We start from the raw sequence: 12,341 nt of genomic DNA, 5'->3' as shown, positions 1-12,341 counted from the left end.
CTCCGCTCTGCGCCAAAGACGCGGCAGGCCTGCATGGGCGCACCGAAGTTTTGGCGTATCAGGAGCAAGACCATGAATCTGGAAATGCTGACGCAACCTATCGTCCGATCAGCAATACAGGCATTGCAGCAGGGAGACCACTCCGCATGGCTGGCTCAATTCAGCCCGGACCTCACCTTCACCGATGAAGGCCTGCCTGCCAACTTCCTCAAGTTCAGTGAACACGCCATGGGACATGAGCGCTTCACACGCATAGACCGCGTGGAGAATCAGGGCTTGGACATCTATGGAGCCTTCCACAGCGACCGCTGGGGAGATTTCGAGACCTTCTTCAAATTCCAGCTGGGCGGTGACGGCAAGATCCGCCAACTGGACATCGGCCAAGTCAGCCACTTGCGCTAACCCGGCTCAGGCGTATGCAAGCGGCGCCTTCGCGGTGCCGCAAGCCTTGCACGCCGGCTCAAGCCACCCGCGCCAGCCTGCCGCCGTCCTCGTCCGGCGATTCGAAGCGCTTCCAATCCACGATCATCACCTGGCTCAGGCCGCAATCGCGCGCCAGCTGCGCTTCTATCTCTTCCAAGACCATATGCCCATGAATCACGCCGTTGATGACGACTTCGGCGCGGCGCATCACGCTATCGTCCGCGCTGACAAACCAGATGCAGTAACGACTCATCGGCAATCCTCCGGCTGGTGGTGCTGCGACACTGATGGAGATGTAAATATGGTCTGAATTGCCACTGCGCCGCAAGCCCGAATGCGCGCGATGCCGTTTTCCGCTGCGGCGGCATGGCAAACGCGCCACGCCTTGCGCCTTATCGCGCCAGCGCCTCACGCAAAACAGACCAGGCCTGAATCTTGGCCTCTAGCGGCAAGGTATGCGCCGGGCTGGACGAGGGCAGATCGATCAGCAGCAGATCGTCGCCGCAAGGCTTCAACTGCCTCCGGCCGATTTTGGCCGCCGTGCCGCCGTTGAACGCCACGGCGCGCAGCGCCGGCAGCTCGCTCAGCAGGTCAAGCAGCGCATTATGTTTCTGATTGCGGATGGCCGCGTCCAGGCTGCCCTTGCGCTCGGCCTGGGCGATGACGTCCCACAAGCCCACGCCATGGGCCAGCAACGATTCCAATCTCGCCGGGTATGGCAGCGCGCGCAGGTCGACGCCGATGACCGCGCCCAACAGCTCCCAGAATTTATTGTGGGGATACGCGTAATACTGCCCGGCGGCCAAAGAGGCGTCGCCGGGCAGCGAACCCAGGATCAGCAAACGGGTATGGCCGTCCACCACTGGGGCGAAGCAGCGCTTGTCTCCTGGCGACATATATCAGAACAGCTGTCCCTGCTGGCGCGCCAGCCAGGCCTTGACCGGGCCAAAGGTCTTGCGATGCGCCTGCAGGACGCCGTGGGATTCGATCGCCGCCAGGTGTTCCGCCGTGGGATAGCCCTTGTGGCGGGCGAAACCATACTGCGGATGCAAGGCGTCCAGGGCCACCAGTTCGGCGTCGCGCGCGGTCTTGGCCAGGATGGACGCGGCCGAAATGGCCGCCACCTTGGCGTCGCCCTTGACGATGGCCTCCCCCGGCACCGGCAGCTGCTTGGGCACGCGATTGCCGTCGATCTGCGCCAGCGCCGGCCGCACCGACAAGCCTTCCACCGCGCGCGTCATCGCCAGCATGGTCGCCTGCAGGATATTGAGCTTGTCGATCTCATCCACGCTGGCGCTGGCAATGCACCAGGCCAGCGCGTCGCGCTTGATCAGCTCGGCCAGCGCGTCGCGTCTGGCCTCGCTCAGCACCTTGGAATCGGCCAGGCCGTCAATGGGCTTGGCCGGGTCCAGAATGACGGCGGCGGCGAATACCGCGCCAGCCAGCGGGCCGCGGCCGGCTTCATCGACGCCGCAGATCAATTGCATCGCGCCACATCCAGCACCGCGCGCGCCGCGCGGTTGGCGGTATCCTGGCGCAGCGTCAGCTGCAGCTCGGTGAAAGTTTTGACCATATCGGCCCGCGCCGCGGTATCGGTGTACAACCGCTGCATCTCTTCGGCCAGCTTTTCCGGCGTAGCCTGCTTCTGCAACAGCTCCGGCACCACGAAGCGGCCGCACAGGATATTGGGCAGGCCCACATACGGCAGCTTGATCTTGCGTTTGACCAATCGATACGTCAGCGCCGACAGCTTGTAGCTGATGACCATAGGCCGTTTGGTCAGCGCCACTTCCAGCGTGGCGGTGCCGCTGGTGACCAACACCACGTCGCTGGCGATCATCGCCATCTGCGCATGGCCGAACAGTTTGCGGATGGGCAGATCGCGCGCCTTCAACTGATACAGCATGCGCTCGAACTGCTCCATCGTGGCGCGGGTGGCCAAGGGCACCAGGAACTGGGCATCTGGATATTGCCTGAGCAGCAGCCGGGCCGTATCCAGATACACCGGCACCATGTATTCCAGCTCGCTCTGCCGGCTGCCCGGCATCAGGGTGAAGACCGGCACATTCAGCGGCAGGCCCAGTTGATCGCGCATCGCCTCCTGATCGGGTTCCAGCGGAATCTCGCTGGCCAGCGGATGGCCGACGTAAGTCACCGGGATGCCGGCCTGGCGGTACAGCGGCGGCTCCATCGGGAACAGGCACAGCACATGGTTGGCCGCGCGGCCGATTTTCTGGATGCGCTCCGGCCGCCAGGCCCATATCGACGGGCTGACGTAGTGCACGGTTTGCACGCCGCCCTTCTTCAACGCTGCCTCCAGCCCCAGATTGAAGTCGGGCGCATCGATGCCGATGAAGACGTCCGGCCGTTCCATCAGCAACTGCTCGCGCAGCTGGCGACGGATGCGCAGCAGCTCCGGCAGGCTTTTCAGCACCTCGGAATAACCGCGCACCGCCAGTTTTTCCTGCGGCACCATGCTGTGAAAGCCGCGGGCCTCCATGCGCGGGCCGCCGATGCCGGCGAATTCGATATCGCTGCGGTGCGCCCGCAGCGCGTCCATCAGATGAGCGCCCAACAGGTCGCCCGAGGCCTCGCCGGCCACCATGGCCACCTTCAGGGCGCCTTTGCGCTTGAACAGGTGATCGCTCATAAGCTCAGCGGATGATTCCTCGCGCCGATTGACCAAAGAAACGCACGAACGGCTCCAGCTCGGCGTGGCCCTCGCCAGCCTCGGCCAGAATGGCGGCCTTGGCCTCGTCGTAGCTCAAACCCTGGCGGTACAGGGTTTTGTAGGCGTTGCGCACGCGGCGGATCTGATCCGGCGTGAAGCCGCGGCGCTTCATGCCTTCCGCATTGATGCCGGAAGGCACGGCGCGGTTGCCATGCGCGGTCACGTAGGCCGGAATGTCCTGCGCCACGGCGCTGGCGAACGCCGTCATCGCATGTTCGCCCACGATGACAAACTGGTGCACGCTGGTGAAGCCGCCCAGGAAGACCCAGTCCCCCAGATGCACGTGTCCCGCCAGCGTGGCATTGTTGGCCAGGATGATGTGGCTGCCGACCTGGCAATCATGGGCGATGTGCACATAGGCCATGATCCAGTTGTCGTTGCCGATGCGGGTGACACCCCCATCCTGCACCGTGCCGGTGTTGAAGGTGCAGAACTCGCGGATGGTATTGTTGTCGCCGATTTCCAGCCGTGTCGGTTCGCCGGCGTATTTCAGGTCCTGCGGCATGGCGCCCAGCGAACAGAACTGGAACACGCGGTTGTTCTTGCCGATGCGGGTATGGCCCTCGATCACTACGTGCGGGCCGATCCAGCTGCCGCTGTCTATGCTGACATTCGGGCCGATGATGGAATAGGCGCCGATTTCCACGTCATCGGCGATCTGCGCCTTCGGGTCAACGATGGCGGTCGGATGAATGGTCATATCACACCTCGCGTTTGGCGCACATGATTTCCGCTTCGCACGCCACCTGGCCGTCCACCAGCGCGCGGGCCGAGTACTTGCCGATGCCGCGCTTCAGCGCCATCTGCTCCACCTCGAATACCAGTTGGTCGCCCGGCACAACCTGGCGCTTGAAGCGGGCGTTGTCGATGCCGACGAAGAAATACAATTCGTTTTCGGCGCGCTCGCCCTGGCTCTTGATCGCCAGAATGCCTGCGGCCTGCGCCAGCGCTTCGATGATCAGCACGCCCGGCATCACCGGATACTGTTCAAAGTGGCCCGCGAAGAACGGCTCATTGATGGTCACGTTCTTCAAGGCCTTGATGCGGGTATGGGCTTCGAACTCGGTGACGCGGTCTACCAGCAGGAACGGATAGCGATGCGGCAGGTAGCGCATGATCTCGCGGACGTCGATCGAGACAGCGTGTTCACTCATGAGGTTCTTCCTTCGAATTTTTCAGTGTTTCCAGTTCTCGCTCAAGCTGCTTGATGCGCTTGGCGAAATCATCCAGATGGCGGACATGGACGGCATTGGCCAACCAGTCCTTCATGCTTTGCAGGGGGTAGGACGAGGCATAAGTGCCCGCTTCCTTGATCGATTTCGACACCAGGGTGCCGCCGCCGATATGGGTGCGATCCGCCACTTCGATGTGGCCGACGAACATCGCCGCGCCGCCCACCGTGCAGCGCGCGCCGATCTTGGTGCTGCCGGCGATGCCGACGCAACCGGCGATGGCGGTATGCTCGCCGATTTCCACGTTATGGGCGATCTGCACCAGATTGTCTATCTTGGCGCCCTTGCGGATCACCGTGTCCACCAGCGCGCCGCGGTCCACCGTGGTATTGGCGCCGATTTCCACGTCGTCTTCCAGCACCACGCGGCCGGTTTGCGGAATCTTGAACCAGTGGCCCTTGTCCCAGGCCAGACCGAAGCCGTCGCCGCCGATCACGCTGCCGGAATGCACGCCGACGCGGTTGCCGATCACGCAGCCATGATAAACCGTGACATTGGGGTACAGCGTGACGTCGTCGCCAAGCACGCAACCGTCGCCGACCACCACGCCGGGCATCAGCCGGCAGCGCTCGCCGATGACGACATCGTCGCCGATAGTGACGTTGGCGGCGATCTCGCTGCTCAGGCCAATCCGGCAGCCCTCGCCCACCACCGCGCGTGGATGAATGCCGGCGCGCGGCGCTTTGGGCGGATGAAACAAGGTGGCCAGCCGCGCAAAATACAGATAAGGATCCGCGGTGACGATCAGCGAGCGGCCATCGAGCTCGGCGGCGAGCGCCTCGGTGACGATCAGCGCGCCGGCCGCGCTGGCCAGCATCTGGCGGCGGAACTTGGCGCTGGCGACAAAGGCCACTTCGCCGGCGACGGCGCTTTCCAGCGGCGCCAGCCGCTCGACTGCCAGATCCGGGCCGCGCAGCTCGCCGCCCAGTTGTTCAACGATGTATGCGAGTGTGTAGGACATCAAAAACAAAGCCGACCGCGGGTCGGCTTACTCCGGTGACGGTTTAAACGATTACTTGTCCAGTTCTTTGAGCACTTGCGGCGTCAGGTCGAACTTGGGGTTGATGTACACCGCTTCCTGCAGGATCAGGTCGTAGTTCTCGCGCTGGGCGATCTCCTTGACCACGCGGTTGGCCCGTTCGGTCACGCCGGCGAACTCTTCATTGCGCCGCTGGTTGTAATCCTCGGCCAGCTCGCGCGACTTGGCGCGGTAATCGCGGTCCAGGCTGGCGTATTCGCGCTCAAAACGCTTGCGATCGTCCTGAGACAGGCTATTGCCGCCGAGCTGGGACTCCAGATCCTTGGCCCGCGTTTCCATCTTTTTCAACTCTTCGCGGCGATCCGAGAACTCTTTGTCAAGCTTCTTGTAGATGGCTATGGAAGTGCCTGCCTCGCGGTAAATCCGCTCGACGTTGATGTAGCCGAGCTTGAAGTCGGCGGCATGCACCGGCATGGCCGCAACGCTCAACATAGCCAGCCACCATTTCCATGCTTTCATGATTGCGTCCTCGGATAGCGTTTAGAAGGTGGTGCCCATCTGGAACTGGAAGCGCTGAAGCTTGTCGTTCGGCTCCTTCTTCAGCGGATTGGCAAGACTGAACTTCATCGGGCCCATCGGCGACAGCCAGGTCAGCGCCAAGCCTGCAGAGTAACGCAAGCCATCGCTCACCGAGCTGTGAATTCCCGCGGCGTTCTGCTGGCTGGTCAGATTGGTGTTCCATAGCGTGCCGACGTCGACGAAGGCGCTCAGACGCACGGATTTATTATCCTTCAAGCCAGGCATCGGGAACAGGATTTCCGCATTGGCCACCGCCTTGCGATTGCCGCCCAGATAGGAATTGGCTACGGAATCATACGGACCGATACTGCTGGTATCATAGCCGCGCACCGAACCCAGGCCGCCCATGTAGAAGTTCTGGAAGAACGGCAGCACCTTGGTCTTGCCGTAACCGTCGGCATAGCCCAGCTCGCCGTTCAGCATCAGCGTGAAGTCCTTGGACAGCGGGAAGTACCAGGTCTGCTGGTGCGTCAGACGGTAATATTGCAGCGAACCGCCCGGCAGACCGGCATCGGCATTGACGCGGATGGTAGCGCCGCGCGTCGGCCACAAGGCGCTGTCGCGGGTGTCGCGGCTCCAGCCCACCGTGCCGAGTATGGTGTAGTTGCTGCTGCCGTACTGGTTGACGAAGTCGATGTACTGCTGCGGGCTGTTGCTGTAGGTGGTGATGTCGGTCTTTTCCGCGCCCAACGTGAAGTTGATGCGGTCGTACTCGGTGATCGGCACCCCAAAGCGCACATCGGCGCCTATCGTACCGGTCTTGTATGCCGAGATAGAGGTCGCGTCCGGGTTGTAGACGCGGTCGTACACGTCATAGCCCAGGCTGACGCCATCCGGCGTGAAGTACGGATCGGTGAACGACAGCGAGTAGTTCTTGTTGACCTTGCCCGTGGACATGCCCAAAGACATGTATTTGCCGGAACCGAAGATATTGCTTTGCGAGATGTTGGCGCCGATCACCAGGCCCTCGCCCTGCACATAGCCCAGGCTGCCGGAGATGCTGCCGGTGGAGCGTTCCTTCAGGCTGATGTTCATGTCCACCTGATCCGGCGCGTCCGGCACGGCAGGCGTTTCCACGTTCACATCTTCGAAGTAGCCCAGGCCGTCCAGGCGCTCCTTGCTGCGCTTGACGTCTGCGGCGTTGTACGGCGCGCCTTCCATCTGGCGCAATTCGCGGCGAATCACTTCATCGCGCGTCTTGTTGTTGCCGGCCACATTGACGCGGCGGACATAGGTCTTGCGGCCCGGATCGACGAAGAAGGTGAAAGCGGCGGTCTGCTTGTCGTGATCGATATCCGGCAGCACATTGACGTTGGCGAAGGCGTAACCGGCCTCGCCCAGGCGGTCGCTGATCGCCTTGACCGCTTCAGTCACTTTCTCATTATTGAAAGTGTCCCCGTTCTTGATGCTGATCAGTTTGCGCAGCTCCGGCTCCGGCACTTTCAGATCGCCGGCCAGGCGCACGTCGGACACGGTGAACTTCTTGCCTTCATGCACATTGATGATCAAGTACATGCTCTGCTTGTCCGGGCTGATCGACACTTGCGACGAGTCGATGCCGAACTCCATATAGCCCTGATTCTGGTAGAGGGCCTTGAGCTTCTCCAGATCGCCAGTCAGTTTCTGCTTGGAATACTGGTCATCCTTGGTGATCCATGACAGCCAGCCGCCCGTGGTCAGGCTGAACTCATCCAGCAGCTTGGACTGCGAGAAAGCGTTGGCGCCAACGATGCGGATTTCCTTGATGCGCGCGGTCACGCCCTCATTGATGTCCAGCGTGACCGACACACGGTTGCGCTCCAGCTTGGTGACGGACGGCGTGATCTCCACCGAATACTTGCCGCGGCTGTAATACTGGCGCTTCAATTCCTGCACCGCGCCATCCAGCAGGGCCTGGTCAAAGATCAGAGACTCGGCAAAACCGTTGTCCTTCAGCGCCTTCTTCAGTTGATCCTTGCTGAATTCCTTGGCGCCGTTGATGTTGAGCTGGGTGATCACCGGGCGCTCCGCCACGGTGACGATCAGGGTAGCGCCGCGGCTTTCCACGCGCACGTCGTTGAAGAAACCGGTGTTGAACAGCGCCTTGATCGATTCCTGCGCCTTGGCATCGGTAAAGGTGTCGCCCACCTTGACCGGCAGATAGTTGAAGACCGTGCCCGGCTCGGTACGCTGCAGGCCCTCAACGCGAATATCCTTGATGACGAAAGGATCAGCGGCCATCGCAGTGGAGGCCATGGATAGGCCCAGCACGGCCGCTGAAAGTAGCTTCAATTTCATAGGTACGTTTTAACCCCCAAATAGGCGGCTGAAATCATTCAGCATGGCAAACGCCATCAAAGACGCCAGCAATATGAAACCAATTTTTTGTCCGAGCATTTGCGCCCGTTCGCTGACAGGCTTACCTCTTACCAGCTCCGCGACATAATACATTAAGTGGCCGCCATCCAGAACCGGTATGGGCAGCAGATTGAGTATGCCGATGCTGATGCTGATCAGCGCCAGAAATTCCAGATACGGCGTCAACCCCTCGCGCGCCGTCTGCCCCGCTACATTGGCGATGGTCAGCGGACCGGACAGGTTGTTCAAAGAAGCGTGGCCAATCAACATATTGCCGAGGAACTTCAGGCTCATCCAGGCGGTGTCGCCTGTCTTCGCCGCAGCCTGCTGCAAGGCGCCGAACACGCCATAATGCACCATGAAGCTCAGCTTGTCGTTCCAAGCCGCATCCGGCAACGGCGCGACGCCAATGCGGCCCACCACTTCATCATCCTGCCTCACCGCCTGCGGCCGCAGGCTCAACTGCATCGGCTTGCCATCGCGCTCGATGCGGATTTGCAAATCCTTGCCAGGGCTATTGCGCACCAGTTGCACCCAAGCCTCCCAGCTCGGCAACGGCTGGCCGCCGACAGACAACAGCTTGTCGCCGGGCTTCAAGCCAGCCTTGGCCGCCACGCCGCCCGGCTCCACAACGCCCACGGCCGGCAGAAAGCGCGCAGGCGAAAAGCCGGGATCGCCCTGCTGCAAGGCCTGCACTGCCTTGTCGCCAAAACGGGCGGCATCGATGCGCCGCTCCGCCGCCGCGCCGGAGGCGTTCTGCACCCTCACGGAGATAACGTCGCCTGACATGGCGGCATCGACCAGGGCCAGGCGGATTTCCTGCCAGCTGGACACCGCGCGCCCAGCCACGCTGACTACCCGGTCGCCATCGCGAAACCCCGCCGCCGCCGCCGGCGTCTGCGCCACCACGGTGCCGATCAGCGGCTTCAGCTGCGGCACGCCCTGGCCAATCACGCCCCAGTACAACAGAACTGCCAGCAGCAGATTCGCCAGCGGGCCAGCCGCCACGATGGCGATGCGCTTGAGCACATGCTGATTGTTGAAGGCGCGGGGCCGTTCCTCCGGATCGACATAGCCTTCCCGCTCATCCAGCATCTTGACGTAGCCGCCCAGCGGAATCGGGCAGATCACCCACTCGGTCTCGCGCGGCTTGAAGCGGAACAGGGGAGTGCCAAAGCCGATGGAAAAACGCAATACGCGCACGCCGCACAGCTTGGCTACCCAATAGTGGCCAAGCTCGTGAAACGTCACCAACACGCCTATCGCCAGCAGGAACGCGAATACAGTCAACATAAGGCCACCCTCTGCTCCGCGTAGCGCCGGGCCTCGGCATCGCGCGCCAGCAATCCGGCCAGCGAATCGCTGGCTGCAGCCGGGACGCCGGACAAGGTGTCAGCCACGATGCGCGGGATGTCAATGAAGCGAATCCGACCTTCCAGGAAGGCGGCCACCGCCACCTCATTGGCGGCGTTCAACACCGCGGGCGCGTCGCCACCGGACTCCAGCGCATCGAAAGCCAGCTGCAGGCACGGGAAGCGCCGCATATCAGGTTTTTCAAAGGTCAAGTCGCCCAGGGCGAAGAAATCCAGCGACTCCACGCCGGCTTCTATGCGCTCCGGCCACGCCAATGCGCACGCGATGGGCGTGCGCATATCGGGAGAACCCAGTTGCGCCATCACCGAACCATCCCGATATTGCACCATCGAATGGATCACGCTCTGCGGGTGCACCACTACATCGATGCGGCTCGGCGGCACATTGAACAGCCAGCGGGCCTCTATGACTTCCAGGCCCTTGTTCATCAAGGTGGCGGAGTCGACCGAAATCTTGCGCCCCATGCTCCAGTTGGGATGGCGGCAGGCATCATCGGGGGAGACATCCAACAGCTCGGCGGCGGACTTGCCGCGGAACGGGCCGCCAGAAGCGGTCAGAATGATCTTGCGGACGCCGGCGGCATCGGGCTGGCCGGCATATCCCGCCGGCAGCGACTGGAAAATCGCGCTGTGCTCGCTATCCACCGGCAGCAAACTCGCGCCGCTGCCATGGACGGCATCCATGAACAAACGGCCGGCCACCACCAGCGATTCCTTGTTCGCCAGCAGGATGCGCTTGCCGGCGCGCGCCGCCGCCAGCGCCGACGGCAATCCCGCGGCGCCGACGATGGCGGCCATCACCGCGTCGACTTCCGGCAAGACGGCCACCTGCTCCAAGGCCTGAGCGCCAAACAGCACCTCGCCCGCCAAGCCGGCATCGGCCAGACGCAGGCGCAATTGCGCAGCGGATTCGGCATCCGCCACTACCAGATAATCGGGATGAAAACGACTTGCCTGCTCGAACAGCTTGTCGAGCTGGCGATGAGCGGTCAGCACCACCACCCGGTAGCGCTCGGGATGACGGGCGATCACGTCCAGCGTGCTGCAGCCCACGCTGCCGGTCGCCCCCAGTACGGCAATACCCTGAGGTTTGCTCATGTGAACCTTCCAGAATTACATGCCGCCCAGCGCGCGCAGGGCGTTGCTGACCGCCAGCACGGCGATCAGGCTGTCGATACGGTCATACACGCCGCCATGGCCAGGCAGCAGCGCGCTGCTGTCCTTGATGCCGGCCGAACGCTTGAACCAGGATTCGAGCAAATCGCCGCACACGCTGACCGCGGTCAGCGGCAAAGCCAGCAACAACAGCCCCCACAGCGGCAGATGGATGTCCAGCCAGCCAAAGTGATCAACCAGCGCCACATACAAGGCCACGCACGCCACGGCGCCGTAAACGCCCTCCCAGCTCTTGCCTGGACTGATCGCCGGCGCCAGCTTGCGGCGGCCAAAGGCCTTGCCGGAGAAGTAGGCGGCCACGTCCGCCACCCAAACCAGCCCCATCACGGCCAACAAGGCCAAGGCGTCATGCCGCGTCGGCTCCGGCCGCCACTCCATGAAGGCGAACCAGGCCGGCAGCATCAGCGCCCAGCCGAGCAGCCAAGCCGCTGCGCCCGAGGGAATCGGCCAACGCTTGACCAACCAGGCCGGCACCAGAACCAGCCAGAACGCCAGCGCCAGGCCATGAACGGCGGCATGCGTGTGCCAATGGCCGAACCAGGCGATCACCGCCAGCAGCGAGGACAAGGCCAAGTAGGCGGCTTGCTCCGGCAGGCGCATCTTGACCATGCGGGAGTACTCCCACAAGGCCAGAATGACGATCAACCAGGAAAAGCCGCCCCAGGCGGCGGCGGGAAACAGGAAAAGCGCCGCCAGCATCAGCGGAAGCAGCACCAGCGCAGTCAGGATACGCGTTTTGAGCATGAAAGGTCAGGGTCGGTCGCGGCGCAGATGTTCCGGCAGTTGCTCGCTGGTGCGACCAAAGCGCCGTTCACGCTGCCAGTAGGAAGAAATGGCCTGCCCCAGCGCCGCGCGATCGAAATCGGGCCACAGCAGATCGGTGAAGTACAGCTCGGAATACGCCAGCTGCCATAGCAGGAAATTGCTGATGCGCTGCTCGCCGCCGGTGCGGATGAACAAATCCGGCTCCGGCGCCCAGGACATCGTCAACTGGCGGCTCAAGTCCTCCTCGGTGATTTCGGTCGCGCCCTGCCGCAACAGCTGATTGGCAGCCTGCACGATATCCCAGCGGCCGCCGTAATCGGCGGCGATGCTGAGCACCAAGCCGTCGTTGCCGGCCGTCTTCTGCTCCGCGCGATCGATGCGCTCGCACAGCTCGGCGCTGAACCGCTCGCGCGAGCCCAACACCTTCAAACGGATATTGTTGCCGTGCAGACGCTCCACCTCATTGTCCAGCGCGCGCAGAAACAGCTCCATCAGGAAGCTGACTTCCTCTTGCGGCCGGCGCCAGTTTTCAGTGGAGAACGCGAACAGCGTCAGATAGCCGACGCCCAGCTCCTTGCAGGCCTTGACGATCTCGCGGACCGCGTCCAGTCCGCGCTTGTGGCCGGCCACGCGCGGCAGGAAACGCTTCTTGGCCCAACGGCCATTGCCATCCATGATGATGGCGATATGCCGGGGCGGCTCGCGCCCCTCCGGCGTATCCTTCCAGGATGCGGAAAACAAGAGCA

Annotated in this window: 14 protein-coding genes; 1 reads left to right on the top strand and 13 read right to left on the bottom strand. The window is 62.7% G+C overall.

Going from position 1 to position 12,341, the window contains the following annotated elements; translation table 11 throughout:
• Window positions 1-72 precede the first annotated feature (72 nt).
• Window positions 73-402 (top strand): hypothetical protein, encoded by a 330-nt coding sequence (locus QUG01_RS01150; protein WP_500828510.1) that lies wholly within the window; start codon window positions 73-75, stop codon window positions 400-402.
• 58 nt (window positions 403-460) lie between these two features.
• Here the strand turns inward: QUG01_RS01150 and QUG01_RS01145 are convergent, their stop codons facing one another.
• The 13 genes from QUG01_RS01145 to uppS all read right to left on the bottom strand — a co-directional run bounded on the left by QUG01_RS01145 (window position 461) and on the right by uppS (window position 12,336).
• On the bottom strand, window positions 461-676 hold the full coding sequence (locus QUG01_RS01145) for a hypothetical protein (protein WP_071108530.1): 216 nt from the start codon (window positions 674-676) through the stop codon (window positions 461-463).
• A gap of 139 nt (window positions 677-815) precedes the next feature.
• Window positions 816-1,319: a DNA-deoxyinosine glycosylase gene (locus tag QUG01_RS01140; protein ID WP_500828509.1), complete on the bottom strand. Its 504-nt coding sequence runs from the start codon at window positions 1,317-1,319 to the stop codon at window positions 816-818.
• Between the two features lie 3 nt (window positions 1,320-1,322).
• Window positions 1,323-1,910, bottom strand: coding sequence for a ribonuclease HII (gene rnhB / locus QUG01_RS01135; RefSeq protein WP_500828508.1), 588 nt, complete (start codon window positions 1,908-1,910; stop codon window positions 1,323-1,325).
• Window positions 1,901-3,073, bottom strand: coding sequence for a lipid-A-disaccharide synthase (gene lpxB / locus QUG01_RS01130; protein WP_500828507.1), 1,173 nt, complete (start codon window positions 3,071-3,073; stop codon window positions 1,901-1,903). The genes rnhB and lpxB overlap by 10 nt, the downstream gene beginning before the upstream one ends.
• 4 nt (window positions 3,074-3,077) lie before the next feature.
• Entirely contained in the window at window positions 3,078-3,854 is a 777-nt protein-coding gene (gene lpxA / locus QUG01_RS01125; protein ID WP_103316822.1) for an acyl-ACP--UDP-N-acetylglucosamine O-acyltransferase, read from the bottom strand.
• A gap of 1 nt (window position 3,855) precedes the next feature.
• Window positions 3,856-4,308, bottom strand: coding sequence for a 3-hydroxyacyl-ACP dehydratase FabZ (gene fabZ / locus QUG01_RS01120; RefSeq protein ID WP_500828506.1), 453 nt, complete (start codon window positions 4,306-4,308; stop codon window positions 3,856-3,858).
• Window positions 4,301-5,347, bottom strand: coding sequence for a UDP-3-O-(3-hydroxymyristoyl)glucosamine N-acyltransferase (lpxD, locus tag QUG01_RS01115; RefSeq protein ID WP_500828505.1), 1,047 nt, complete (start codon window positions 5,345-5,347; stop codon window positions 4,301-4,303). The genes fabZ and lpxD overlap by 8 nt, the downstream gene beginning before the upstream one ends.
• 51 nt (window positions 5,348-5,398) lie before the next feature.
• The gene (locus QUG01_RS01110; protein ID WP_500828504.1) at window positions 5,399-5,884 is read right to left on the bottom strand and encodes an OmpH/Skp family outer membrane protein; all 486 of its coding nucleotides are present in this window, start codon (window positions 5,882-5,884) and stop codon (window positions 5,399-5,401) included.
• Window positions 5,885-5,905: 21 nt separating this feature from the next.
• Window positions 5,906-8,221: an outer membrane protein assembly factor BamA gene (bamA, locus tag QUG01_RS01105; RefSeq protein WP_500828503.1), complete on the bottom strand. Its 2,316-nt coding sequence runs from the start codon at window positions 8,219-8,221 to the stop codon at window positions 5,906-5,908.
• 9 nt (window positions 8,222-8,230) lie between these two features.
• Window positions 8,231-9,574 (bottom strand): RIP metalloprotease RseP, encoded by a 1,344-nt coding sequence (gene rseP, locus QUG01_RS01100; RefSeq protein WP_500828502.1) that lies wholly within the window; start codon window positions 9,572-9,574, stop codon window positions 8,231-8,233.
• Window positions 9,568-10,752: a 1-deoxy-D-xylulose-5-phosphate reductoisomerase gene (ispC, locus tag QUG01_RS01095; protein ID WP_500828501.1), complete on the bottom strand. Its 1,185-nt coding sequence runs from the start codon at window positions 10,750-10,752 to the stop codon at window positions 9,568-9,570. The genes rseP and ispC overlap by 7 nt, the downstream gene beginning before the upstream one ends.
• A gap of 15 nt (window positions 10,753-10,767) precedes the next feature.
• Entirely contained in the window at window positions 10,768-11,574 is an 807-nt protein-coding gene (locus tag QUG01_RS01090) for a phosphatidate cytidylyltransferase (RefSeq protein ID WP_103316836.1), read from the bottom strand.
• A 6-nt stretch (window positions 11,575-11,580) separates the two neighbouring features.
• Window positions 11,581-12,336 carry an undecaprenyl pyrophosphate synthase gene (uppS, locus tag QUG01_RS01085; RefSeq protein WP_500828500.1) on the bottom strand — a complete coding sequence of 252 codons (756 nt, stop codon included), beginning with the start codon at window positions 12,334-12,336 and terminating at the stop codon, window positions 11,581-11,583.
• Window positions 12,337-12,341: the final 5 nt, after the last annotated feature.

The organism is Chromobacterium sp. CCUG 76385, from assembly GCF_059916625.1.
This window is presented reverse-complemented; position numbering and strand designations above follow the sequence as displayed.